The organism is Frankia sp. CeD (assembly GCF_000732115.1).
Taxonomy (GTDB): Bacteria; Actinomycetota; Actinomycetes; order Frankiales; family Frankiaceae; genus Frankia; species Frankia casuarinae.
In genome coordinates this window covers 54504-80846 of the sequence record NZ_JPGU01000011.1, presented here as the reverse complement: position 1 = coordinate 80846, position 26343 = coordinate 54504, and the positions used below count along the sequence as shown (strand labels likewise).

The 26343-nt window shown below is 70.6% G+C and carries 18 protein-coding genes; 16 read left to right on the top strand and 2 right to left on the bottom strand.

What is annotated here, in order from left to right:
- Positions 1 to 671: 671 nt before the first annotated feature.
- Together CED_RS09300 and CED_RS09295 are read left to right on the top strand one after the other, a co-directional pair.
- Entirely contained in the window at positions 672 to 4496 is a 3825-nt protein-coding gene (locus tag CED_RS09300; RefSeq protein ID WP_235186985.1) for a diguanylate cyclase domain-containing protein, read from the top strand.
- Positions 4497 to 4760: 264 nt separating this feature from the next.
- Entirely contained in the window at positions 4761 to 5522 is a 762-nt protein-coding gene (locus tag CED_RS09295) for an SDR family NAD(P)-dependent oxidoreductase (RefSeq protein ID WP_035909869.1), read from the top strand.
- A gap of 284 nt (positions 5523 to 5806) precedes the next feature.
- Here CED_RS09295 and CED_RS09285 read toward each other — a convergent pair whose 3' ends face one another.
- Complete coding sequence (locus tag CED_RS09285; RefSeq protein ID WP_235186984.1) at positions 5807 to 6883, bottom strand: thioesterase domain-containing protein; 1077 nt, start codon at positions 6881 to 6883, stop codon at positions 5807 to 5809.
- Positions 6884 to 7238: 355 nt separating this feature from the next.
- Here CED_RS09285 and CED_RS09280 point away from each other — a divergent pair, with 355 nt between their 5' ends.
- From CED_RS09280 to CED_RS09225, 12 genes are all read left to right on the top strand, one after another.
- On the top strand, positions 7239 to 7739 hold the full coding sequence (locus tag CED_RS09280; RefSeq protein ID WP_011434828.1) for a hypothetical protein: 501 nt from the start codon (positions 7239 to 7241) through the stop codon (positions 7737 to 7739).
- 308 nt (positions 7740 to 8047) lie between these two features.
- A complete protein-coding gene (locus CED_RS09275; RefSeq protein WP_235186983.1) occupies positions 8048 to 9943 on the top strand; it encodes a hypothetical protein in 1896 nt (631 codons plus the stop codon).
- A 194-nt stretch (positions 9944 to 10137) separates the two neighbouring features.
- A complete protein-coding gene (locus CED_RS09270) occupies positions 10138 to 11301 on the top strand; it encodes a TAXI family TRAP transporter solute-binding subunit (RefSeq protein ID WP_035909864.1) in 1164 nt (387 codons plus the stop codon).
- Between the two features lie 69 nt (positions 11302 to 11370).
- Positions 11371 to 12897, top strand: coding sequence for a serine/threonine-protein kinase (locus tag CED_RS09265; protein WP_011434825.1), 1527 nt, complete (start codon positions 11371 to 11373; stop codon positions 12895 to 12897).
- A 130-nt stretch (positions 12898 to 13027) separates the two neighbouring features.
- The gene (locus CED_RS09260; protein WP_035909862.1) at positions 13028 to 14923 is read left to right on the top strand and encodes a serine/threonine-protein kinase; all 1896 of its coding nucleotides are present in this window, start codon (positions 13028 to 13030) and stop codon (positions 14921 to 14923) included.
- A gap of 56 nt (positions 14924 to 14979) precedes the next feature.
- On the top strand, positions 14980 to 16068 hold the full coding sequence (locus tag CED_RS09255) for a class I SAM-dependent methyltransferase (RefSeq protein WP_011434823.1): 1089 nt from the start codon (positions 14980 to 14982) through the stop codon (positions 16066 to 16068).
- A gap of 140 nt (positions 16069 to 16208) precedes the next feature.
- A complete protein-coding gene (locus CED_RS09250) occupies positions 16209 to 16688 on the top strand; it encodes an OmpA family protein (RefSeq protein WP_232235168.1) in 480 nt (159 codons plus the stop codon).
- Entirely contained in the window at positions 16685 to 17572 is an 888-nt protein-coding gene (locus CED_RS09245) for a hypothetical protein (RefSeq protein ID WP_035909860.1), read from the top strand. Before CED_RS09250 ends, CED_RS09245 begins: the two co-directional genes overlap by 4 nt.
- Positions 17573 to 17819: 247 nt before the next feature.
- A complete protein-coding gene (locus tag CED_RS09240; RefSeq protein ID WP_011434820.1) occupies positions 17820 to 18305 on the top strand; it encodes a hypothetical protein in 486 nt (161 codons plus the stop codon).
- 135 nt (positions 18306 to 18440) lie between these two features.
- Complete coding sequence (locus tag CED_RS09235; protein ID WP_035909858.1) at positions 18441 to 19517, top strand: hypothetical protein; 1077 nt, start codon at positions 18441 to 18443, stop codon at positions 19515 to 19517.
- Between the two features lie 105 nt (positions 19518 to 19622).
- Positions 19623 to 20201: a hypothetical protein gene (locus CED_RS09230; protein ID WP_011434818.1), complete on the top strand. Its 579-nt coding sequence runs from the start codon at positions 19623 to 19625 to the stop codon at positions 20199 to 20201.
- Between the two features lie 67 nt (positions 20202 to 20268).
- A complete protein-coding gene (locus CED_RS09225; protein WP_011434817.1) occupies positions 20269 to 21336 on the top strand; it encodes an LLM class flavin-dependent oxidoreductase in 1068 nt (355 codons plus the stop codon).
- Here CED_RS09225 and CED_RS09220 read toward each other — a convergent pair.
- Entirely contained in the window at positions 21224 to 22099 is an 876-nt protein-coding gene (locus CED_RS09220) for an SDR family oxidoreductase (RefSeq protein ID WP_011434816.1), read from the bottom strand. The genes CED_RS09225 and CED_RS09220 overlap by 113 nt on opposite strands.
- A 315-nt stretch (positions 22100 to 22414) precedes the next feature.
- Between CED_RS09220 and CED_RS09215 the strand changes: the two genes are divergently transcribed.
- The gene (locus CED_RS09215; RefSeq protein ID WP_235186982.1) at positions 22415 to 23629 is read left to right on the top strand and encodes a hypothetical protein; all 1215 of its coding nucleotides are present in this window, start codon (positions 22415 to 22417) and stop codon (positions 23627 to 23629) included.
- 125 nt (positions 23630 to 23754) lie between these two features.
- The coding region (locus CED_RS25200; protein ID WP_255361098.1) for a cation-transporting P-type ATPase at positions 23755 to 26343 on the top strand (2589 nt) is incomplete at its 3' end.

The following is a 26343-nucleotide window of genomic DNA, read 5'->3' as shown; positions in this document are numbered from 1 at the left end:
AGCAACGCACGCGGTGAGCAGATGATCATCTTCCGCGATACTCGATCGGGCTAGACCGGCCGGGTGTTACGGAGAGTATTGGATAACGCCGAAGGGAACGAGAAGCATGCGGGGACCGGTCGCGGGCGGTACCAACATCACAGCTCCCCAGCTCCAACCAACAGCACCCAGTGCTATACATAGCGTTATACGCAGTAACCCGTAGTCGAGTTGATACCGCCCATCGACCGACCATCCAAGCCTTAAAGTATTCAGAGCGACACCTCTAGTAGTCGAATCATTCTCGCTCGGCAATCTCCTCCATCCCGCGAACGCGCCGGGTCACCCAGCCCAATACGCCGGTCCGTGTCGGCACAAGCGGTGGAGTTCTGTCACGGGCGGCGGCCGGTGAAACTCGTGGCACAGATACTCGTATGCTCACCCACTACCGGGATGATTCGACGGCACGGAAAACAGAAAGTCTTCACTCACGGTAAGATCCGTCGAGTCCGGGCACGGTTGTCGGACGGGGCATATAGATGATCAGAGGTGGCCGAATCGGTGGGCGGCAAGCGCCCGGGCGAGTCACGGCCGCAATCAGAACCTCGGCGGCCCGGGCCGGATCGCGACTCCGGCGGCGATTCATCCACCCGCTGATCGTCGGACTACTCACGGTTGCGGTCCTCGGTACCATGGCAATCTGGACGGGCTCCGATCTGCTGAGCCGGGAGAAGATCGACCGCCTCAACGAACGTTCCCAGCTGGTCAAGCGGCTCGCGCAGTGGGCGGCGATCGTCGATAACCCGGCGGCGATGCAGTCCGCGACCGATCGGACGCCCTTCCAGCCCGGTGACCCCCTGGGAAACGAAGCCCTGCTCCCGCAGCTCCAGATCGCTCACTCCGGCGATGTCATCCGGGTGGTTGCGCTGCTCGACACCGCGGGCCATACCACGGCCTCCTATCCACGGGGGAACTCCATAGTCCCCGCCGACCTGGGGCAGGCCTGGTCCGCTGCCTGGTCCGGGGTTCCCGCGGTGTCCCCCGTCTTCGCCCTCCACGATGGCCGCGTCAGAGCAACGGTGGTTCCCGTCGGCCGTCCGCGGCCCTGGGCCGTCCTGGTCGCCGTGTCCACCGAAGAGTCCAACCTCCAGTTCACCAACTGGATCACGGCCCTGCTCGGGGTCGGCCGGGGCAGCATGTCGACGGTCGGCCCGGACGGGGTACCGATCGCATCCACCGAGCCGGGCATGCTGGGTCGGCAGGTCCTCTCGACCGCCGATCTCTCCCGCTCCCACGCCCAGCGTGGTGGTGCGCGGATCTGGGAGACGACCGAGAACGGCAGGAGGATCACGAACATCACGGCGGTGCAGCCGACGACGGGGNACCTGACCTACTTCCGGCAGGCCACGGACTCGCTGAACGCCGACCTCCGGGCCCGACGGAACCAACGGAATCTGACGTTGCTGGCCTTCGCGCTGACGTCGGTCCTGAGCATCGTCTTCGTCGGCCTGCTGCGAGAGACGGCGGCTCGGCGCTCCCGGGCCGGGCTGTGCGCGTTGTTCGCGGCGGCCCATGACATCGTGCTGACAACCGACCTCACTGGACGACTCACGTTCATCAGCCCCGCGATCGTCCCGTTACTCGACCATTCCCAGGAAACCTGGCTCGGGCGCAAGGTCGCGGATCTGGTGCACCCGGACGACGCCCACCGGCTCGTACGATTGATCGAGAACCCCGCTGCCGGGTCCCTGCTCAACATTCGGATGACGGCGGCGAACGGCACATCCCGGTGGTTCGACGTCGCGACCCGCCACCTGTCCACCCGGGATGGATCCGGCGAAGTGCTGATCACCTGCCATGCGGTCGGTAAACGGAAGCAGTTGTTGGACCAGCTCGGCTATCAGGCGCGCCATGACGTACTCACCGGACTGTGTAACCGGACCGCCTTCGAGGAGCAGCTAGAGGATGCCCTCGCCGCGGCTGGGGGCGTCGCGGTCCTGTTCATCGACCTCGACAGCTTCAAGCCGGTCAACGACACCTTCGGCCACGCGGCCGGCGACCGGGTGCTGCAGGTCATCAGTGGACGGATCCGAACACTGCTGGGCCCCGACGATGTCGCCGGGAGATTCGGCGGCGACGAGTTCGGGGTCCTGCTGCTGCGCGCGAACGAAATCGCCGCTCGCACCATGGCCGGTCGGGTCATCCGCGCGGTACGGGANCCGATCCTCGTCGACGGCTACGAGGTCTGCGTCGCCGCAAGCGTCGGAGTAGCGCTGGCCGTCAGCCGGCCCAGCCATTCCGGGCGGCTGCTGCGCGCGGCCGACGAGGCCATGTACAAGGCCAAGCAGGCTGGTCCGGGACGATATGCCATGGCGGACCCCCCAGCGGCCGAGACCACCACGCTCAAGGCGCCCGCACCGTCCGCGTCTGTGCTCCTCGCCACCGACCGGATCATGCCGCGATCCCCGGTCACCCGACCGCGCTCGATGTCCTTCCCAGCCTTGCCCAGATCCCCAGGCCCGCCCAGATCCCCAGGCGCATCCGGATCGTCACCCGCGGGCCGGACCGGGCATCCGCTGTCTCCTCGACGCTGGCGGACAACCGTGCGCGAGCAGCTGGGGCGAGCCATCCCACTGCTCGTGCTGGGGACCGTCATCCTGGCCGCCACGGCGGTCACCCTGGAGATCGAGAATGCCAACCGGCGGCGAGACGAGGCCCAACACACCGCCGAGACCCACTCCCTCGTCCTCCGTCTGGCCGAGTATGTCGCGGACCTGGGTCAACCCGTGCGCCTGATCGACCCGATCTCCAGACTTCCCTGGTCGCTGACCGAACCCGCTGTCGACCAGCGGGTGCTGGCGTCGGTCTCCCGATCGGCGCTCGCGGGCCCCGACACCGTTCTGGCACTGGTCGATCTCGACGGCAGGCCGACGGCGGTCCNACCCACCGGCGCAACGATCCCGTTCCCCCCACGGGACCGGATCTGGGCTCTCGCCCGCACCAGCGGAATCAACATCCCTGTTTTCCACCTGGGCGATCGGGTTCGGGCGTACAGCATCGTGCCGATCGTGCGGGACGGACGCAGCGCCGCGTTTCTGGTCATGGGTAGACCGGGAGCCGGGATGCCGGGAGCCGAGATGGTCCGCGTTTTTGGCGGCGGGGGTACCGGGACGAGCGGCACCGGAGAGGACACCCGGATCGTCATCGTCGACGAGGCCGGGCGCATCGCCCTGTCCGACGATCCGTCCGCGGTCGGGATCGCCCTGATTGACGGCACGGAGCTGCGGTCAATCAAGCCAGGCCAGAGCCGGCAGGTGACGGTGCGCAACGGCGGCGGTCACGTCGCCGTCGCCGCCGCGATCCCCGGCCATCCCACGTGGGGGTACCTCATCCTGCAACAGAACGGCCCGCTGCCGCGCGACCCGCGAGACAACCATGCCGTCGGCGATCTGCTGCTGCTCGGCATTGTGACCGTCACGTTCTCAGGCCTGACAAAAATGATCTTCCGGGGAGAGCAGGCGGTCCGGCGCGACCGGGCGCGGCTGCAGACCCTGCTGCACGAGTCGCACGACATCATCGTCAACCTGGACCGTGCGGGCCGGCCGACCTTCATCAGTTCGGCGGTCGAAAGCCTGCTCGGCTACCCGGTCAAGGCCATGATCGGGCTGCCGCTCATCGACCTGGTCCATCCCGAGGACCAGGCTGCGACGCGGGCCTTCCTCGCGGACCGGCAGCGTGGTGGACCGGGGTCCCTGCTGGACGTCCGCATGCAGACGGTTAACGGCGACCATCGCTGGTTCGACATCGAGGCCGGCGCCTGGCGGCCCGCGTCCGGGCCGGGCTGCTTCGACGGTGGTGTCCTGCTCACCTGCCACGAGATCAGCGAACGTCGTCAGTTGCAGGAGCAGCTACGGAAACGTGCCACCCACGACCCGTTGACCGGCCTGCCGAACAGGGCGGCGCTTACCGAATTCCTCGATCAACTGGCTCGGGAGCAGACTCCGTTCGCGGTTCTACTCATCGATCTGGATGACTTCAAACCGATCAACGACACGTTCGGTCACCAGGTGGGCGACGATGTGCTGTGCACGGTCGCCACTCGGTTGGCCGACGTCCTCGCCCCGGGCCCGTCGGTGGCCAGCGCGGGACCGGTCGAGACGATCGATCCCGAGATGATCGATCCCGAGATGATCGGTCCCGAGATGATCCGACCGGAAGCACATGCTGGGCAGGCGTTCCGACTCGGCGGTGACGAGTTCGTCATTGTGCTGCCCGGGGCCGACCCCCTGACGATGCGCCAGACCGAGCAGCGGGTGCGCGAGTTCGTCGAGGCACCCCTCACCGTGGCCGGCAACACCCTTGTGGTCAAAGCAACGATCGGCCTGGCGTCCTCGCAGGCCGTCGGGGGCGCCGGCTCGCACAGTCCCGAGAGCGTGGTCCGGCACGCCGATACGGACATGTACGAGGCGAAGACGAGCGCCCGGGCCCGACGCTCCATCTCCCCCGCGGCGCGATGACCTCCGCTCTCCCGAGGCCCTCGGTCGCCCTGTCGACGTGCGCGGGATTGTCGCGCTTCACAGCCGGTGAGGTCGAAGTAACCGACACGTCGTCAGTACCCCCCGACCCACAGATCACATGTTCCGGAACACGTTTGCCGGCAGCCTGGTAGGGCCAGCCGCCGGGACCTGCAAGGATGGCGGCGCGAGAAGCCCGGATCGCTCGCCGGCCCGGGATGGGATCCATGATCAGACGCGAGCCGCCTTATCGTGAAGGAGCACTCTATGTCCGTATTGGACCGTTTCCGATTGGACGGTCGGGTCGCCGTCGTCACCGGGGCGTCCTCTGGTCTCGGGGTGGACTTCGCCCGGGGCCTGGCCGAGGCCGGCGCGGACGTGGCCCTGGGCGCCCGCCGGGTCGACCGGCTCACCGCCACCGCCGAGTTCGTGGAGAAGGAGGGCCGCCGCGCCCTGCCCGTCGCCACCGACGTCACCGACCCCGCCTCCTGCGAACACCTTGTCGCCGCCGCGATGGAGACCTTCGGCCGGGTCGACATCCTGGTCAACAACGCCGGGANCGGCACCGCCGTCCCCGCGCTCAAGGAGACCCCGCAACAGTTCCGCTCCGTCATCGACGTCAACCTGGGCGGCTGCTACTGGATGGCGCAGGCGACGGCGCGGGTCATGCGACCCGGCAGCAGCATCGTTAACATCTCCAGCGTTCTCGGTCTGACGACCGCCGGCCTGCCGCAGGCGGCCTACGCGGCGAGCAAGGCCGCACTCGTCGGCCTCACCCGCGATCTGGCCCAGCAATGGACCGGCCGACGCGGCATCCGGGTGAACGCGCTGGCGCCGGGTTTCTTCCACTCTGAGATGACCGACGCGTACCAGCCCGAGTACCTCGAGACCCAGTTGCCGAGGGTCCTCGGCGGACGCTTCGGTGAACCGGAGGAACTGACCGCGGCGCTGCTCTTCCTGGCCTCCGACGCCGGCAGTTTCGTCACCGGGCAGACCCTTGCCGTCGACGGCGGTTTCACCATCACCTGAGCCCTCCGTCCATATCGTCCGACTCGCCAGAAACGCCCGCCGATCAGGTCTCGAGCGGCATGAGTTCGGCGGCGAAGGCNTCGAAGAAATCCGGCCATCCGCCGGGTGTCGTGACCGGATGAACGACGAACTTACTCATCCCGGCGGCAAGATATTCGGCGATCAACGAACGCGCCGCGTCCCACCCGACCGGGAGGAGTCGCTCGGGGTCGACCTGCGGGTAGCGCCGCCGCAATGCGGCAAACGTCTCCGCGGGCGGCGTGGAGATGGCGATCCGCAGGAGATCAGACCCGGCGGCCGTCGATGCCGGGCACCGTCGCCAGCTCGTGGCGCAGCTCGGCCACCACCTCGGCGACCAGCGGTNCCCGCAGGNCGCCGNGGTGGNCCCCGCCGATCCGGCGGATCGCGGCGGGCCCGGTCAGGACGCCCCGCCAGGCCTCGATCTCGTCGTGGTCGTCGGCGAGCCAGACCGTCGTCCGGCCATCGTAGGTGCGGGGGCGGTAGGTCATCGTCAGAATGCGCCCCTGGTTGTAGAAGACGTCGTACTGGTGCATCCCCCGGAAGCGGACCACGCCGGCGAGCGGCAGCTCGACGAGTTGGCGCAGGCGGTCGACCACCACCCGCGGGGTCAGCGTGGGCCCGTCGTCGGCGGCGAGTGGGCCGATCCCCCGACCGGCGTCGGGCGGTGTTGGGGAGTCCGGATGCGCTCCCTCCAACTGACTGGTCGGCACGATCGCCCCGGATCGGGTCAGCCGCGAGGTACCCGGCAGATAGGTGTCGATCAACGCCAGCAGGCCGACCTCGTGGCCCGCCTTCCGGAGGACCTGCGCGGCCTCGAACGCGATCAGTCCGCNGAAGGAGTGCCCGGCCAGCAGGTAGGGACCCGTCGGCTGGAGAAGACGGATCNCCCCCACGTGCCGCCGGGCGGCGGCCGACACCGACCAGTCGGGGACGCCCCGCCGTTCCAGGGCGTGCGCCTGCATCCCGTAGACTCGCCGTTCGCCCGCGAAGTACCGGGCGAACGGGAGCAGACCGATCGCCGGCCCACCAGCCTCCGGGAAGCAGAACAACGGGGTGCCGGAACCGTCGGGCGTCAGCGGCATCACGGTGGGATGCCCGACGGACTCGCTCTGCCGGGCGGCCCACACCTCGGCGAACGCGGCGGGCGTCGGCGCCTGGGCGACCACGGAGCTCGGCAGCCGGACCCCGAACTCGTCGCACAGGGTCGCCACCAGCTCCTGGGCGGTCGCCGCATCACCGCCGAGATCGGTGAAGTCGTCATGCAGACCGACGGTCTCGAGACCGAGGACGCGGGCCCACAGCAGGGCCGCGGCCACCTGGTACGGATCGGCCGCAGACATGCCCGGCAACGACATCACCCCACAGGACTAGGCGAAGAGCACATTGAACACCACCGGTGGAGATCATCGACACGCCGACCAGGCGTTCGTGGGAACCAGTGGTCGCGGCCCGCGGCGCTGCGCCTGGTTCCGCCGGTCGGCCCGCCCCCGGCGGGAGGGCCCGTACCCCGATGGGGTGCCTGCTACCCGCCGGGGGCATTGACGGCTCGGTATCGGGCGCTCACCGTAGACGTGTGGGTGATGTGGGCAGACCGGAACGGATCGTCGAAGACGAGCCGATCAGCTTTCCCGNCTCCGAGCCGCTGACCATCCCGGTCCCGGCCGCGCCGGAACCGGACCTGGAACCGGTTCCCGGGTGAGCCTGCTCGGCTGGCGGCAGTGGGCGGTGGACGCGCGCGGCCAGCTACGCCCTGCCTGGACGCCGTGGTCGCCGTTTCCACCCGGGTTGCTGCTCTGGCGCGCCGACGGCATGACCGAGGCACATTGCCTGCGCACCCGCCGGCCGGACCGGGACGTCGAGCCCGGCGAGCCCGGCGCGGGCCACGGACGGGTCCCGGACGAGCACTGCGCCTGCGGCCTGTATGCCTGGCGGGACCCGAGCATCCTGGCCGCCGCCCGCCCGCCCCGCTGGACCTCCCTGCCGTACGTCGTCGGAGTGGTCCGGCTCGGGGGGCGGGTCATCGTCGGTGAACGGGGCTATCGCGCGGAGCGCGGCTATCCCGTCGCCGTGCTTGACCGCGACGGCGTCGTCTCCGACGACTACGCCGTTGCGCGCTATCGCAGCTACGCCGCGTTGGTGGCGGAATGGGCGGATCCGAGCGCCACGCCCCGCGGCCAGGACCGGGCAGCCGGGTAGTACCGCGCGCCGCACCGGAACGGCCCGGACAGCCCAGCACCGGACAGCCCAGCACCGGGAACCGCCGGACCCGCGGGAACGAACGCGGTCCCGGAAAACCGGCGAGGGTTTCCGCAGCCGGCTGAGGAACTCTCCCCCGGCGGGTATCCCTCCCTGTGCCGTGTCGCGGGTGGACCGTCACCCCATACCGCCAAATCATCACGTTATGTAGCTACGGAGGCAATCAGGGCGACTATGGTCGTGAACGCCCCGTACATCCCGTCCGCAGGGGGCGGATCGGGGTCTACGGGCACACGAGGGGGGCCGTCGTGACGCAATCCGAAACCGCTGGGGCCGCCGAAGGCATCTCCGGTCACGGTACCGATCATGCTCCCGGCCACAGTGCACGCCCGGCGCCGGAGATCCGGTCCTGGCGGATCCAGGTTCCTCCGCCGCTGTTGGTCGCGGTGGGATACCTGGCGGTGGCCATCGGCATCTTCCACTCCGCGTGGGGGAATCTCGGGAACGTCTCCTACGGCGGCAACGACGCCATGCTGTTCGCCTGGTTCCTCGGCTGGACGCCGCACGCGCTCGCCGACGGGCTCAACCCGTTCCTGACGCACCACATCAACGCCCCCGACGGGGCCGACGTCCTGTGGAGCACACCCGTGCTCCTACTGGGCGCGCTGGCCGCACCGATCACGCTGCTGGGCGGCCCCGTGACCACGCTGACGGTGCTGCTGACTCTGGCGCCCGTGATCAGCGGATTCGCCCTGTTCTGGGTGCTGCGCCGATGGGTACGTCCGGGACCGGCGGCGCTGGCGGGCCTGCTGTACGGCTTCGGACCGCACATGATCGGCGCGTCCTACGGTCATCTGCATCTGACCTTCGCGCCGTTCCCGCCGGTTCTCCTGCTGCTCCTCGACGATCTCGTGGTCCGCGGGCGGGGGCCGCGGCGCACCGGCGTCCTGCTCGGCCTGGCGATCATCGCCCAGGCGCTGATCGGCGAGGAGCTGCTCGCCACATCCGCGCTGGCAGCCACGTTCGGCCTTGTGATCCTCGCCGTACGTCATCGCGATCGGATCCGATCGCGGCTACGACCGGCCCTGAGCGGCCTCGCCACGGCCGGCGGGGTCGCCGCGGTCGCGCTCGCCTGGCCGCTGGGCACCCAGTTCCTGGGTGCCCAGCGGATCCATGGCTCGATCCAACCCGATGGAATCGCCGTGACGGATCTGCTGACCTTCGTCACGCCGACGCCCATGCAGGCCGTCGCCCCNGACGGCGCGCTGCGCCACAGCCTCGGTTTCACGGGGAACGCGGTCGAGGTCAGCGGTTACCTGGGCGCTCCACTGATCGTTCTGGTCGTCGTGGTCGTCGTGGTCGTCGTCGCGACGGGCGGCGCGCGCCGGCCTCCGCCGGTCGGGGTGTTCGCTCCGCTCGGCGTGGTCATGGCCGTGCTCTCACTCGGTGGTCACCTGCATGTCGACGGCCGGGACACCGGCGTTCCCCTCCCGTGGCTGCCCCTTCAGCACGTGCCGGTACTCGGCAACGTGTTGCCCTCCCGCCTGGCGTTATACGTGATGATGTGCGCGGCCATCGTGGTGGCGACCGGGNTTGNCCGGCTGGCGTCGGACCGGANGGTGCCCGCCGATCCGGACCCCGGACGGGAGATCCCCGCTCGGGTCCGGACCAGGACCGTCCGGCTGGGAGCCGGCCTGCTGACACTCGCGGCCCTGGTGGCGCTCGTCCCCGCCCCGATGCTCACCACGTCGATGACGACGCCCGCGTTCTTCACCAGTGACGGGGTGACCCTGATTCCGCAGGGTGCCACCGCACTCGTCGTCCCCTTTCCCCATCCCCAGAACGCCGAGGCCATGCTGTGGCAGGCCAGGGCGAACTTCCGGTTCGTCATCCCCGGCTGCTACTGCACCGTCCCCGGGCCCGATGGCCGGGCGGCGTTCCACAGCCCGCCGGACGCGCTGACGTCCGCCCTCATCGACATCGACAACGGCGCGACGACCGCCGCTGCCATGTCGGGATCGCCGCGGCTGCGGGCGGCCTACAAACGGCTCGCCCCGGACGCCGTCGTGCTGGGACCGGCGCGGCGGACCGCCGAGCTACGCACGCTGCTGCGCGAGCTCGTCGGCGCGGCTCCCAGCCGGGTCGGCGGGGTCGACCTGTGGCTCCCAGGCCGGGAAGCCGGACGTTGGCCTCGCCACCGGTGACCCCGTGTCGTCCACCGGACAAGCCCGAAGGCCCGCCGGGAATCGCGCTCCGGAAGAGTTTCCGAGAAGCTGGCAGCGGGGCGCTTTACCACCGCACCCCCGGCTGTGAACCTGCTCTGCCGATTCCTCTACGATTTCCCGCATTCCGCGACCATGGTCGTCAATGATCCACATCCCAGAGCGGAGGATGCGCGGTGTCGACGGACCAACCGGCCGGGTCCCGGCCGGAAAGGCTGACCCGACGGCAACGCCTCACCGTGGTGATCGGTGTGGTTCTCGCCGTCGCCGTCGTCACTTTGCTCATTACCACGTCCGATCGTTCCAGGGCGGCCGCCTGGCCGCCGGCGGGCCGATCCGCCTGCACTTCGGTACAGATCTTCACTGGCAGTGTCGGGTCACCCTACAACCAGTTTGCCCGGGTACTGCGGACCCGGTTGCAAGCCGCCCCGGAACACTTCGACGTGGACGTCGTGGAAACGGCGGGTTCCACGGAGAACATCTATAACCTGGAATCACCCGACAGCCGCGTCTGCGGGTTGGCGATCGCGCAGCTCAACACGACGGTCGACGCGGCGGAGGGGGTCAACCAGTTCGATCCGAACCGCGGTGGCCACCCGGTGGCGGGTCTGCGCACCATCGGACCCGTCCATCAGGACCTGCTGCACGTGATCGTGCGCGACCCCACCAGCAGGTCGGATGACGTCGACATCACCCGCTTCGCCGATCTCTGCCACCGACCCATCGCCGCCGGCCGGTCGGGATCGGGGGTCCGGCAGATCAGCGAGGTGCTCCTGCGGGTGGCCCTGTCCGAGGACTGCCGCGGCGAACTGGACGAATCCTCCATCGACGAGGCCCTGCGCCGCCTGTCCGCCGGGAAGGTGGACGCGGTGGTCTGGGCGGGCGGAGCCGGAACCCGGCAGATCAAGAACGCCATCGCCAGTGGCGCCAGGCTGCGCCTGCTCGACCTGTCCAGCTACCAGGACGGCATCACCGCCGACTGGGACCAGTTCTACCGGTCCCGCGGGCACTTCTTCGCCGGGCCGGTCTTCGGCACCGGAAGCCTCGGACCCGACGACTACCGGGGGATCTCGCCGGTCCGGACCGTCACGATCCCCAACGGCCTGCTCGCCCATGCGGACGCCGATCCGGTGCTGGTCAGGCGGGCGACCGCCGAACTGTTCCGGGATCCGCAGGACTACGCGAAGGAGCTGTGGGGCGACAACCCCGGGGGACGGACGGTCCCGGACGCGCTGTCCGTCTACGAAGGGCCACTTTTCTGCTATATACCGCTGCATCGGGCCGCCGCGGAATACTACGTTCAGAGATTCCGACGGCCACCGGGCTGTGGTGCGACGTGACAGCGCCACCAACGTGACAGCGCCACCAAAGGCAGTGCCGCCGGGGACAGGGACGCTCGAGGACCAGCCGTGCTACGACCACTGAACGACACCGACCCGCGGGTGATGGGGCCCTATCGCCTGCACAATCGCATCGGCGCCGGCGGCATGGGCGTTGTTTACCTGGGATTCGGACCGGACGACCAGCCCGTCGCGGTGAAGGTGCCGCACGAGGTGCATGCCAGTGACCCCGAGTTCCGNGCCCGCTTCCGTTCCGAGGTCTCGGCTGCCCGGCATGTGCGAGCCGACACCGTCGCCCGGGTGATCAGGGCCGAGGTGGACGGGCCGAAGCCCTGGCTCGCGACCGAATACGTGGCGGGCCCCACCCTGCGCGCCGCCGTCCAGGAGGGCGGCCCGCTCACGGGCCGCCCTCTGGATGGGCTCGCGATCGGTCTCGCCGCGGCCCTCGAGGCGATCCACGCCGCCAGCGTGGTGCATCGCGACCTCAAACCGGCGAACATCGTGATGTCCTGGGCCGGTCCCAAGGTCATCGACTTCGGGGTGGCCCGGTCGGCCGACTACACCGGCTACACCCAGGCGGGCGAACTCGTCGGGACCGTGGTCTGGATGGCCCCCGAGCAGATCAACGGCCAGCAGGCGGGATCGGCCGCGGACGTCTTCGCCTGGGGATGCTGCGTGGTCTTCGCCGCGACCGGGCGGCGGCCCTTCCGCGGCGAGGCGCCGGAGATCGTGGCGCTGCACATCAGCTCGACCGAGCCGGAGCTCGACGGCGTGCCCGAGCGGCTGCTCGGTCCCGTTCGTCAGGCCCTGACGAAGAACCCCGGGCACCGGCCCTCCGCCGGCGAGCTCGTCCGCCTGCTCACCCAGCGGCTCTCCCCCGAGGAGACGGCCGACGCCAGCAACGACGTCCCCCCGGTCACGGGTGCGGAACCGAACCGCGAGCAGACCCGGCCGACCCCGAATCCCGGCCCGCCGGCAACCCCTCCCCCCACACCCTCACCCGTCCCGACGCCGTCATTCCCCGCAGTCGGGCCCGCGCATCCGTCACGGCCATCCCCGTCCTCGTCACGGCCATCGGTCCTGACCGCGCTGCTCGCCCTGACCGGTCTGGCCGCCACGGTCGGGGTCTGGGCCGCCGAAACCGAGCGGACCGGCCATGCCGTCGTGGGGCCGGTGGCCGCCGCGATAATCGGCCTCATCTGCGGGCAAATGATCTTCCTGAGCGACCGGCGGATCGGTGTCCTGACGACCGTGGCCGCGGCGGTGAGCGGGTCGGGGATCGGTCTGCTGCTCGCGCGCGTCCTGGATGTTGACGAGCCGAATCGCGTGCTGCTGTCGGTCGCCGGCGCCCTGATCGTCGCCACGGCCTTCGCGGGCGCCATGGCGCCGTCCCGGCCGGCCCCGGGGGATCGGCCTGGAACCGACGGACCGGGTGAGCCGGTGGGGTCACACCGGCTCCTGGAACCGACCCACCCGGTATCCCGTACGAACACCGGTGGGGAAGCCGGCACGGACGCCGCCGGGGCGACCCTGCGCCTGCACGGCGCCGCGGCCCCCGGCCAGCACCTCGTGCCGGAACGCCCCGACCCGTCCTGACCGACCCAACCCCGGCCCAGCCCGGGGTCACCCGACCCGACCCCGGCGAGCGGGCTGCTCGGCAGCGTCTCGATATTTCCGTCCACCTGGGAAGCTGTCCTGCGACAATGGAGGAAGCCAAGGGGGTGTCGTGGCTACCGTTCCGGTAGGCAACCGTATGGTGGCGGGCCGATACCGACTCGTCGCGCGGCTGGGTGCGGGTGCGATGGGGACGGTGTGGCGTGCCTTCGACTCCGTGCTGGAGACCGAGGCGGCCCTCAAGGAGATCGAGTTCGCCGGCGGAGTCGCCGAGGCCGAACGCGCAGACCNGGTCGAACGCGCCCTGCGGGAGGCGCGCCATGCGGCCAAGCTTCGCGGCCATCCGCATGTCGTCACCATCCTCGACGTGCTCCTGGANAACGGCCTGCCCTGGATCGTGATGGAGCTCGTGCCGTCCCGGTCCCTGTTCGAGGTGGTCCGGTCCGACGGGCCCCTGCCCGTTGCCGAGGTCGCCCGGATCGGGACCGCGGTGCTCGATGCCCTCGTCGCGGCACGGGCGCATGGCATCGTTCACCGTGACGTCAAGCCGTCGAACGTCCTGATCGGGACCGATGGACGGGTCGTGCTCACCGACTTCGGCATCGCCACCGGCGACGGCGACCCGACCCTCACCGTCACCGGTGTCCTCGGGACCCCCCTCTACATGGCGCCGGAGCGGCTGAACAACCAGCCCGCCACCTTCGAGGCGGACCTGTTCAGCCTGGGCGGCACGCTGTACTTCGCCGTCGAGGGCCGGCCGCCGTTCGAGCGGGACACGTTCGGCGCGATGCTCGCGGCCATCCTGCTGCAGCCGCCCGCCCAGGCGCACCGGGCCGGCGAGCTGGCCGCGGTGCTCGACGGCCTGTTGGAGAAGGACCCCGGCCGGCGGATGACCCCGGCCCGGGCGCACGAGCTGCTCGCCCGGGCGGCCCAGGCCGATCCGCCGCGTCGGGCGGCCCACGTTGACGAGCTGTCCTGGCATCCAGGGCCCACCGCCAGAGCGGCGCCCAGCCAGGTGCCCGGCCAGGCGCCCAGCCAGGTGCCCGGCCAGGCGCCCAGCCAGGCGCCCAGCGGACACGTCGATCCCGGCGCGCCGCAGATCGGCCGTCCTGCCGCCCCGACGGAGCTCACCGCGGTGGAGCAGGACGGCGCGGTCCTGCTCCGATGGGAACCATCGACCACGCAGGGCGCCTCCTACCGGGTGTCGCGTGTTCTTGTCGACCCCACGGCCCCCGGCGGCCGCCGCGAACGCAGCCTGGGCATCACCACGGCCACCGAGCTGTTCGACGCCGGCGTGCCCAGGGGCGTCCCGCACTGGCACGAGGTGGTCACCACGGTGTCCGGCGAATCCGGCCAGCTGCGGTCCGTACCGGTCCGCACCCCGACCCGCACGCTCTTCCCGCCCGTCACGGCGCTGCGGGCGAGCATGATCGACGACGCGGTCGCGCTGTCCTGGCGACCGGTTCCGGGGCAGGGCTGCATCGTCATCGAACGGACCTTCGCCGAGACCTCCCCGCTGTCGGGCGCGAAGCGCCGGTTCCGCGGATCCGACGGCTATTTCCTCGACCAGGACACCGCGCCCGGCGCGATCTACCGCTACCAGGTGTGGGTCGCCGGAGCGGACGCCTCGGATAGTCTCGTCGCCCCGTCGGGTGCCGCGGAGGTACTGGTGCGGGTCGTCGCACGGCCGCGCGCGGTGGTGGATCTGGAGGCCCGTTCCACCCTGGGCGGCACCGTCCTGCGCTGGACGACCGTGCCCGGAGCGATCGTGCGGATCTACGTGACCGAGGTTCCCGAGCAGGCCGGGCTGGTCGGTACCGGCCCGTTCGGCCCGGCCGACCACGAGGTGGGCGTGGGGTCGCTGGAGGGCCGGGCCCGTCTTGTCGGGGAGAGCCGCCGCGGACGTCTCGTCGACCGCAATCCCGCCGGCGTGGTGGTGTACACGCCGGTCACCATCACCGAGGACCGCGCGGTGATCGGCGCGGCCGTCACCCATCACGCTCCGTAAACAGGCCCCGGTCGTGACCTGAACGCCCATCCCGAGCGGAGTGGCCGCGGGTCCGGATGCCAGCATGGGTCACCGTGGAAAGTCCAGACAACATCGCCGACAGCACCGGCACAATCGACAGCATCGGCACCACCGGCCCGACCGACCGCACCAGTCCGAGCCACACCGGCCCAAGCCACACCGGCCCAAGCCACACCGGCCCAAGCCACACCGGCCCAAGCCACACCGATCAGGACGGTTCCGCGCCGCTGCCGGCCTACGGCTACCGTGACATCGACCCGGACACGGCCCGCCGGGCGAGCCGCTTCTACTGGGACGATGCCGCGGCGGACTACCAGTCGGAGCACGGCGCGTTCCTCGGCGACAGCGACTTCTGCTGGTGCCCGGAGGGACTGCGGGAGTCCGAGATCGGGTTGCTCGGCGACGTCGCCGGCAAGGTGGTCCTGGAAGTCGGCTGCGGCGGCGCGCAGTGCGCCCGCTGGCTGCGCGGGCAGGGCGCCCGGGTGGTGGGATTCGACCTGTCCGGCGGACAGCTGGACCAGGCCCGCGCGCTCGGGATCCGCACCGGTATCGATGTGCCGCTCGTCCAGGCGGACGCCACGGCGCTCCCGTTCGCGGCCGCCAGCGTGGACGTGGCCTGCTCGGCGTTCGGCGCGGTCCCGTTCGTCGCCGACAGTGGCACCGTGATGCGGGAGATCGCCCGGGTGCTGCGGCCGGGCGGCCGCTGGGTGTTCTCCACGACCCATCCGTTCGTCTGGTGCCTGCCGGATGACCCGGACGAGAACGGCCTGCGGGTCTTCCACAGCTACTTCGACCGACGCGCCTACACCGAGCATGACGAGCAGGGCAGCGCGATCTACACCGAGACGCACCGCACAATGGGCGACCGGGTCCGCGAGATCGTCGCCGCGGGATTGATCCTGCTCGACGTCATCGAGCCGGAATGGCCTCCTGGCCAGGAGCGGGCCTGGGGGCAATGGGGACCGATCCGGGGCGGATACGTCCCCTCCACCTCGATCTTCGTAACCCAGCTCCCTTCCGGGGCCTCGGGTGCCGATCAGCATGGATGCGGCGCGTACCAGGCCACCGACTCAACGCCGCGACGGGCTGACACACTATGCGAACAACGCCCCAGGGTGCGGTGAGACGGCCCGATCCCCCCCGTTATGGTGAGCCCCGGATTCGCCGTTAGGGGCAGACCGTGTATCACGCTCACTCCACACCCGGAGATGCCACGTTCAGGCGACGCGGCAATCCGGCCGTCCGCACGTGCGCGGGCGTGGTCATGACAGCGGCGCTGGGGCTCGTGGCCGGGTGCTCCTCCAGCGGCGGCGACACCGCCTCGTTCACTCCGGCGCCACGGGCTACCCGGATCGCGCCTGCCGTCGCGGCTGATCCGTTGCCACCGTTGAGCAAGTTCATCACCCAGCCGGACGGCAGCCAGGTGACGACGGTCAGCGCTGACTACCTGTTCGACTCGAACAGCAGTGAGCTCCGGAGGGAGGCCGTGACCGCGTTGGGGCAGATTCTGCCGTCGATCCGTGAACACCCCGGCCACATCGCGGTCATCGGGTACAGCGATGGGCTGGGTCGGACCGAGGACAACCTGCGGCTGTCGCAGGATCGCGCCAAGGCGGTCGAGTCGTGGCTTGCTACTCAGGGCATCCCCGGCTCGGTGCTGGAGGTCGAGGGCAAGGGCGAGGAAGGCGCGCAGGACGGCGTCGCCGACGCGAGCCGGCGCCGAGTGGAGATCGTGCTGCGATGACGAGCAATGTTCCCGTCGCTGTTCCCGTCGCTCCCACGGTGGCGGCCGAGGATGCCACCGAGGACGATCTGATGGTTGCCGGGCCGCGGCGACGGGCCCGGCGCAGGCGGCTCGCCGGTCTGGTCGCGGCGACGCTGCTCGCGATGCCGATGCTCACCGCCTGCAACACCGGCGGTCTGCTGGGCAGGGCCGACGCCTCCGCTCCGTTGGACTGCACCCGATACCAGGAGAAGGCCCCGGACAACGGCGCACCCCTGCTACTGATCCTTCTCGACCTGTCCGACAACTCGCCCGAGACGGCCGGGCGGGTGACCGCCCGGACCCAGCCCTATCTCGACACCGCGCTGAAGAACGGCGAGTACATCCGGCTGGTCGCCAGCGGCGGCGGCCCGATGACCTACTCGGACTGCTTCCACGGTGACCGGATGTTCCAGATCACTCGGAACAACGACCGACGCGAGGAGAAGGACCGGCTCGCCGCGTCGAAGGTGCTCAGTCAGGAGATCGACCACATCGTCCAAACCGAGCGGGTCAGCCCGAAGGGCAGCGTGACGGGCCTGCTCGCCGGCATCAACGACGAGATCAACGCCGTCCGTTCCACGCCCGATGTGAAGGTCAACGAGGTGACCGTGCTGGTCTGGACGGACCTCCTGGGGACCGGCCAGGAGTCCGACTGCCTCAACGTCGACGGTAAGAAGGCCTCCGTGTCGATCGCCGAGGCACTGGTCAAACGGTGCTTCGAGACGCGGCAGATCACCTCCGTCGGAAACGACAGGGTGCGTTTCATCGGCGTCAACGAGGGATCAGCGGACCGCCCGCAGCAGGACCTCGCCCGTTACCTCAAGGGCGAGCTGTGCCGACGGATCAGCAGTGACTGCAGCTAGGACGGCCCCGCCCCGGCCGGACACCCGGCGTCATCATCCTCATGCCCCCGACCAGCCCGGCCCCATCGAAAGCGGCACTGCACTGACCACTCTCACCGCCACCTCAAGTCCGGCCGCGACCGTCGCCGGAGCACCCGAGATCCCGGAACNCCCCGTCCGCATCCGCCGCGGCGCGCACCACGCCGACACGTCCGAGCCACTGATGATCGCGACAGCACCGGTGGAAACCCACGCAAGGAGGCGACCCATGGGTGTTCTTCACGAGCCCGAGGAGCAGCATTTCAGCCCGGCCCTCATGCGCTCGACGGTCGTGATCACCAGCTGTCTGCTCATGCTCGCGGTGCTGGAGATCTGGGTCTGGCTGACCCTGTCGTCGCCGTTCGCGAAGGTCTCCGTCACCGGCTCGATGATCGTGACCGCGCTCAGCTTCTTCATCACCGGGAACACCTTCCGACTGCGCGACATCCGCCGCCGTGTGGGCAACCAGGCCCGGGCCGGCCGGATCGCCCCGATCGACGCGCTGTCCAGGCTGCCGCCGCGGGAGACCATCCAGCGACGGTTCCTGCTGGGGGCCGTCGGTGCGGTCGTCGGGGTCGGCACGCTCGTACTGACCATGGTCTTCTCCGGTGACGAGGCCCAGGGTGCGCGCGAGGCGATGGTCGCCTCGGTGCTCGGCATCGTCTGCGCCATGCTCTGCTTCGTCGGCGGCACCTTCGCCCGTCCGATCGACTGACCGGCCGACCACGCCAACCACACCGACCAGCAGCCGACGAGGCCGACAGCTCCGTGGAACCTCTCGTCGAATGTCCCGTCGAACCCGTCCGGTCGAACCCGGAAGGNCCGAGATCGGAAAGTAGGAACCTCCAAGGTGCTGCGTAGGGGAAACCAGCCAGGGCGTCTGGCCAAGCAGCTCATCCGCCGGGTGGGAGACGCCGACATTGCGCTGGCGGGCGCCGAGACCCGCCCGAAGGTCCTCAAGAGCCTCGAGGACGCGGAGGTCCAGGAGGTCCGCGCCGCGGTCCGGGCCGACGGACGGACCCTGGAAGAGCTGATCGCCGAGCTCCGGATGGAGATCGACTCCCGGGCCGAACGCCGAGAGCGGCGGACCGAGCTGATCAAGAACAAGGTCGAGCAGGGCCGGCTGTGGCGCAGCGTCGGGGTGCAGGAACGCATCCCGCAGATGGCACTGGCGGGCCCGGCCCGGGCCGCGGTGCTGACGGTGCTCGCGGCGCTGGACTTCTACGTCTTCGCCCAGTCCTACGCCGTCCTCGCTGACGTCGGCGGGTACGGGCCCGAATGGTGGCTGGGCGGCCTGCTGGGGGTCGCCGTGTTCATCGCCGGGGNGGCGCTCGCCCACGGCATCAAGGCGTCGATCCTCGCACGGGCCCAGAAGCAGATGCTCGCCGACGCCGACGCGGGCCGGTTCAAGATCGATCCGGAGATCCGCGAGCAGCTGGTGGAGTCGAAGTCGTCGCCGCTGGCCTTGACCCTCACCACCGCGATCTTCCTGCTGCTGTCCATCGCCGGAGTGCTGGTGCGCACCCAGGGATCGGCCAGCGAGAGCACCGGCGGCGCGGTGATCGTGTTCCAGGCGTTGATCCCGCTGGTCGCCGTCGCGGTCGAGCTCTNCCTGCACGNCCCGACGGAACGGGACGAGCCGATGCCCAACATCGTCGACCGTCGGCTCGAACGGCGGCTGGCCAAGGCCGAACGGCGGCTGCGCATCGTCGCGGCCCAGGTCGAGGCGAAGGTCTCCAGGATCGAGAAGNTCTACCGGGTCGAGGAGGCCATCCTTGACGTGGAGCAGAAGGACATGGGCCTGCGGCACACCACCGACCTCGTCCTCGGCGGTGGCCACATCCCGACCGTCCCGACGAACGGCCGGGTCGCCGAGGTGGACCGCGAGCAGTTGGAGAAGACCCTCAAGATGGCCCGTCGATCCTGATCCGGCTGACGGGTACCGATCCGGCTGACGGGTACCATATGAGACCGCCATCGAAGAGCACGCCGCCCGCGTGCCGGCCCCNCAACCGGGGGTGACAATATTCCCATGCTTTCGGATGACGGCCTTTCGGATGACGACGTAGACGAGATCGTCTTCAAGGCCGCGGGAAACGGCGACCATCGCGGCGCGGCGGCCACTCTGGAGGCCCTGGCCGAACGGAGCGAGACGCACAGCGAACGCGTCACCCGGGCATCCCTGCTGGTCGACGCGGGCAGCCAGTACGGGCTCGCGGACGACTGGGACGAGGCGATCCGCTGCTACCGGGCGGCGGTGGCGGACGGCGGCAAGTGCCCGGTCGATCCCCGCGTCTGGCTGCATGACGGCCTGCTGCGCAACGGTCAGCAGGACGACGCGGCCGCGCTGCGGGCCGAGCTGAAGGCGTCCCGGTCGGTCGATCCGGGCGTCTACGAGGCCGTGGCCGAGAGCCTGGAGTCAATCGGTCTGCTCACCGACGCCCACGCCTGGTTCACCATGGGCTACCACCGCTGCGAGCACGCCACGGTCCCCGACTTCATGCTCGATCTCCTGCTGGTCGGCCGGCGGCGGGTGCGCGTCGCCCTCGGTTATCCGACGGACGATCTCGACGAGGTGGCCGAGGACTACATGGAGACGGTCGGCGGCTGATGGCCCCCGGGGTGCCCGGGGAAGTACCCCGGGAAGAGCGCGGCCGGATGCTTCGTTGTAACCAGCCGTGAGCCCGGCCCGACCTGTCCCCCTGTCCGTGTTGGATCTCGTCCCGGTGGGCACCGGCGTCCCCGCCACCGACGCGGTCCACGGGACACTCGAACTCGCCCGACATGCCGAAAGGCTCGGATACACCCGATACTGGTTGGCCGAGCATCATGGCATCCCGGGGATCGCGAGCTCGGCGACCTCGATCCTCATCGGTCAGGTCGCCGCGGCCACCACCACCCTCAGGGTGGGGTCCGGTGGGGTGATGCTGCCCAACCATGCGCCACTCGCCATCGCCGAACAGTTCGGCACGTTGGGCACCCTCTTCCCGGGACGGATCGATCTGGGTGTCGGCCGTGCTCCCGGCACCGATCCCGCGACCGCCCGGGCTCTACGCCGCACCAGCGATCTGTCGGCCATCGACGACTTCCCCGAGCAGCTCGCCGAACTGACGACCTTTCTGGCCGGGGGGAATTTCCCCGACTCGCACCCGAGGCGCGGCGTCACCGCGTTCCCGCGGGCCGAGGTACCGCCCATCTGGTTGCTGGGATCGAGTGGCTACAGCGCCCAGGTGGCCGGCATGCTCGGCCTGCCGTTCGCGTTCGCGCACCATTTCAGCTCGGTGAACACGGTGCCGGCGTTGGAGCTCTACCGGAAGTCCTTCCGTCCCTCGCCCGGCCGGGAACGACCGTATGCGATCGTCGCCGCCGCGGTGCTCTGTGCCGCCGACGACGAGCACGCGCAGTGGCTGGCCGGACCGCAGCGGCTGGCGATGCTGCGGCTGCGTAGCGGCCGCCCCGGGGTGTTCCCTTCGCCAGAGGAGGCCGCCGCCTACCCGTGGACCTCGCGGGAGCGGTCGATCGCGGAGGCCGCCACCGCCTCGCACATCGTCGGCTCCCCGGTGACGGTTCGCGCGGGGATCGACGCGCTGCTCGACGAGACGGGTGCCGACGAGGTCATGGTCGTCACCAACGTCACCCGGCTGGCGGACCGGATCCGCTCCTACGAGCTGGTGGCCGAACTCGGCGGACTGACATCGACGGGTCCGGCGGCCGCGAGCGGCCGGGGCGCAGTACCCGTTCGGTGATCCGCGCGACCAGTCCGCGCGGCAGCAGCCGGGAGGCGTTGGAGGTCAGGTAGTTCAGCCGTCCGTCGATGACGTACGGCTGGCCGCGGTCGAGGGCACGGAACGCGGTGGCGATCACCTCGTCCGTGGTCCGCAACCGGCCACCGGCGGACATCCGGGTTCCCAGCACCTCGAAGAACTCGGTGTCGGTCGGTCCGGGGCATAACGCGAGGACGCGCACCCCCCGCCGGCGGTACTCGGCCCACAGGCCGATCGAGAACGACAGGACGAAGGCCTTCGAGGCCCCGTAGACGGTCATGTACGGGACGGCCTGGAAACCCGAGGTGGAGGAGACGTTGATGACCGTGCCGCGGCCCCGGGCCACCATGCCCGGCAGGAACAGGTGCGCGACCCGTTCGACAGCCACCACGTTCAGCATCACCTCACGGTGATCCCGGTCGGCGGACAGCTCGTGGTAGGGACCGCGTGTCCCGAACCCGGCGTTGTTGACGAGGATGTCGACCTCCAGGCCCGCTTCGGCGACCGCCTCGGCGAGGCGGTCCGGACCACGCTCGTCGGCGAGGTCGACCGCGATGACGTGCGCCTCGGTGCCGTACCGGGCGCCGAGGCGCTCCGCGACCATCCACAGCCTCGGCTCGGACGGCGCCACGAGGACGAGCCGGGCTCCACGGTCCGCGTATGCCTCGGCGAACGCCGCGCCGATGCCCGAGGATGCGCCGGTGATGAGAGCGGTGCTCATCCGAAGATCCGGGTCGGCGGTCATGCTCCTCCTGCTCAGCCGGGGTTCCGCACGGGCGTCCGCGCCGGGCGCGCCGGGCACGCCACAGGGCGATGTCAGGAAACGCCATCATCGAACACCCGGAAGGAGGAGCACTCACCCGGCACTAGGCGGATTTTCCCTTAGGCGACAGATCGCTCACGCCAAGCATCGACAACCCGGCGAAAATTACTACGGAAAGTCACCATCGCCGTCAGAGTCCCTCACCCGCTCCGCTCGACTCACCCACGAAGAATGACTCCGATGCGCGTCTAATCAACTACAATTTCGCCGCTACCCGGCAACCGCGGCAGGAGGATCGTGTCCCTACGTAGTCGAATGCCGCGACATCCCGGCGCACTCGTCCTCGTCCTCCTCGCCATGAGTGCTGTTCTTGTCGCGACCCTCGGTCACGAACACCGCGGCCGCGACGGCAGCAGCGCGGCCGGGCCCAGTAGCCCGGACAGACCAGGGCCCACCAGCGCGGCCAGCCTTCCCGGCCCACCCGGCGCCCATGCACCACCCGGCGCCCATGCACCACCCGGCGCCCATGCACCACACGGCGCCCATGCACCACACGATGAAGGGGATCCGCGGCCCGGCCCCTGGGGCCGGGCGCTGGCGGCGGGAATCCGACCCGTCCCGGCGACCCAGCCGGGCAAGCTGCGCTTTGGTCTCGGGCCGGCGCTCGACAGCGCCCTCGCCTCGCCGCTCGCCGGGAACCTGGACTTTCTCACCACCTGGTACAACGGCCCGGGCGACCTGAGCTTTCTACGGAAGTGGCGGGCGGACCTGATTCCCGAGGTCTACCGTTCCGGCCACGGCATTCATCTCGTCGTCTGGCTCGACGGCACCGGCAGCGTGGGGACCTTCCAGACCTCCCATGGCCCCGCCTGCGGCCGGGAGTACCCGTTGTCCGGCGCCTTTCTCACCGACGCCCGCGAGCTCGCCTCGATCTTCGCCGGACCCGCGAACGGCCCGGCGCTCTACGTCACGCTCTTCACCGAACTGCAGACATATCCGTGCCAGTCCAACGAGTGGGCCGCCACACCCGAGACCACGAACTACTACCGGGCTCTGCAGGACCGCTANCTGGCGACCCAGGAGATCTTCCATGCCGGGGCGCCCAACGCCCGGGTGTCGCTGGGCTGGGGCGGTTGGCAGAGCCGCTGGGACGATCCGGTGAAGGGCGGCGGCCGCTCTCTGATCACACACTTCGCGGACGTGCTGCGGGCGTCGGACTTCCAGAGCTTCCAGGCGATGGGGAACGATTCCAACGCCGCCGACGTGCGGAACATGACGAAGCTGCTGGGACAGTACGGCCCGGTCATGGTGGCGCATTTCAAGTCGGGGTCGCAGGCGGCCTGGGACGCGGACATGCACGCCCTGCTCGCCGGTGACGAGGTGCGCAAGCTCAGCCTGGACGGGCTGTTCGCCTTCAGTTTCATGGACCAGTCCAACATCAACTTCTCACCGCAGGCGCTGGCCACCGCCCGGGGGGCGGTGCAGAGCCACGGCGTCCGGTCCTCGTACTAACTGATCTCCTAGAACGATCAGTTAGTACGCGTGCGGAGAGGGTAGTCGGTTAGGACTACGAGGCAGCCGTGGCCCGCGCCCGCCGCACGCGATGATCACGCAATGATGAGGAGGAGGCCGCGCGGATGCGTCTGCCCGCAGCCCGGACCGTCCTGCGCGTGCCGAGCGCCCTCCTGGGGGCGGTGGCCCAGCCGGTTCTCGCCCATACGGTTCTTGCCCATACCCGGACCGGGTGGAGTCCGGATTCAAAGCCCGGTTCCCTCGCACCCGGGCCCCCCACGCCCCGCGGGGTCGATCGCGACGGCGCCGATCGCGACGGCGCCGATCGCGAGATCGCCGGCTCCACGGCGGCCGGCGAACCGCGGGGGAGGGCCGACGCCCACCACCTTCTCAGTCTCGGGATCCGGGGGATCTCCGGGCCTGCCGGCGAATCCCGTCGCCGGCAGCTGGAACGAGTACTGGAGAATCAGCCCGGGGTGGCGTGGGCCCGGGTCAACGAGCCGTTGCAATGTGTCCTGATCGGGCTCGCCGAACCGCCCCCCACCCTCGACGACCTGGTCGCGGCCCTCGGCCGGGTGGAGGGCGTCGCGCTCGAACCGAAGCCGGGAGCGGTGGCGAGGTTCGCGGCGCCGGTCCGCCGGACGGCCGCGGCACTGGCGGCCGACGGGGTCGCGTTCGCGCTGGCGTCGGCGGGCCGGCTCGCCCGGGCGGTGCCACTGCCCATCGAGATCGCATCGCTGGTCACCCTCGTCGACACCCAACCCCGGCTGCGCCGGTGGGTGGAGCAGATGCTCGGCGCGGGCCGGGCCGACGTCGTCCTCGGGCTGGTCAACGCCGGTGCCCTCGCCCTGGCGCAGGGGAATCTCGGTCTCGCGGTCGACGCCGGCTACCGGATGGTCGCGCTGGGCGAGGCGCGTGCGCGCCGGGACGCCTTCATGACGGCTCGGGACGGGCTGCTCGGTCATCCGGACTGGGCCGCGGCCGAGCCGGTGGTGACCGAACGGCCGCGACCGCTGCCGGACGGTCCGGTGGAGCGCTACGCCGACCTCGCCGTGCTCGGCGGGCTCGGCGGGTTCGCGGCCGCCACCGCCGCCACCGGGAATCCGCGCCGTGCCGTGGCGCTGGCCGCCACCTCGCTGCCACGCCCGGCCCGGGTCGGGCGGGAGGGCTTCGCCGCCCAGTTGACCCGCGTCCTGGCGCGCCGCGGCGTCCACGTCATGGATTCGGCGGCCCTGCGGGTGCTCGACCGCGTCGACACCATCGTCATCGACGCCGACGTCCTGCGCGGAGAGGAACGCATAATCGCCGACGTCGTGCCGCTGGCCGGTGCGAACCGCAGCGACGTCGCGGTCCGCGCGCACGCCCTGTTCCGTCCGGCCGGTATCAGCGCCGTCGCCACCGCGGAGGGCTGGGCCCTCGGGCCGGTGGAACAGCTCGGCCTGCGCGGCCGGACCGGTGTCCGGGAGCGCCGCGAACTGGCCCGGTCCGGGGCGGACACGGTGCTCGGTCTGGCTCAGGGCAGCAGGCTGATGGCCATCGTGTCGGTCGAACCCGGGCGAGCGGAGGGGAGCCNCCNCCTGCTGGCCGCCTGCCGCCGTTCCGGGCGGGCGGTGTTCATCGCCGGTGACCCTCCCGCCGGCGCCGGCGGAACAGTGGAGGACACCAACAACCTTCCCGGGGTACCCGGGGGGGACCGGTTGGTCGGGACGATCCGCGGTCTGCAGGCCGAGCGCGGCGGCGTCCTGGTCGTGTCCCGCCGACGGGCCGCGGTCGGCACCGCGGACTGCGGCGTCGGCGTGAACGGCCACGACGGCTCGCCGGCCTGGGGGGCGCACATCCTGGTTGGGAATGACCTGGCCGCCGCCAGCCTCGTGATCGAGGCGGTCGCCGCGGCCGCCCAGGTGAGCCGGCACGCGGTGCGGCTCGCCCAGGTGGGCTCGGGNGCCGGTGCGTTGGCCATGCTCACCGGGGCCGACCCGCGGCTGGTCTCCCGGGCCATGACAATGGTCACCGCGGCGGTCACCGCCGCCCTCGGCGAGGGGATCTGGGCGGCGCGGGAACTGGGTCGCCGCCCCCCGCCGCCCGCAGTCCCCCGTACCCCGTGGCACATCCTGCCGGCCGAGGACTGCCTGGCTCTGCTGGACAACAGCCGCCCGGGTGGGCTGTCCACCGAGGAGGCGGCGCGACGCCGCCAGGACGGCGCGGTGTCGATGCAGGCGACCGCGCCCAGCCTCGTCCGGGCGTTCGCGGCCGAACTGGCCAACCCGCTCACCCCCGTCCTCCTCGGCGGCGCCGCGCTGTCGGCCGCGACCGGTTCCGTGCTGGACGCCGGTCTGGTGCTCAGCGTCGCGATCGGCTCGGCGTTCGCCGGCGCGGTCCAGCAGATACGGGCGGACCGGGCACTCGCCCGACTGTTCGCCGTCTCGGCGGTTCCGGCCCGGGNGCTGCGGGNCGGCGAGGAGACCAAGCTGCCGGCGGACGACCTGGTCCCGGGCGACATCATCATGGTCGGGGCCGGGGATGTCGTCCCCGCGGACTGCCGGCTCCTGTCGACGACGGGGCTCGACGTCGACGAGTCGTCGCTGACCGGCGAGTCCATGCCGGTCACGAAATCGCCCGGACCGGTGGCAGCCGCCAACCTGGCAGACCGCTCCTCGATGATCTACGAAGGAACGACCGTCGCCGGCGGGCGGGGCGCCGGCGTGGTGGTGGCC

Coding starts and splice junctions, on each gene's coding strand:
- CED_RS09255 (WP_011434823.1), top strand. CDS start 14,980: ATGCCAGCATGGGTCACCGTGGAAAGTCCAGACAACATCGCCGACAGC.
- CED_RS09250 (WP_232235168.1), top strand. CDS start 16,209: ATGACAGCGGCGCTGGGGCTCGTGGCCGGGTGCTCCTCCAGCGGCGGC.
- CED_RS09245 (WP_035909860.1), top strand. CDS start 16,685: ATGACGAGCAATGTTCCCGTCGCTGTTCCCGTCGCTCCCACGGTGGCG.
- CED_RS09240 (WP_011434820.1), top strand. CDS start 17,820: ATGGGTGTTCTTCACGAGCCCGAGGAGCAGCATTTCAGCCCGGCCCTC.
- CED_RS09230 (WP_011434818.1), top strand. CDS start 19,623: ATGCTTTCGGATGACGGCCTTTCGGATGACGACGTAGACGAGATCGTC.
- CED_RS09220 (WP_011434816.1), bottom strand. CDS start 22,099: ATGACCGCCGACCCGGATCTTCGGATGAGCACCGCTCTCATCACCGGC.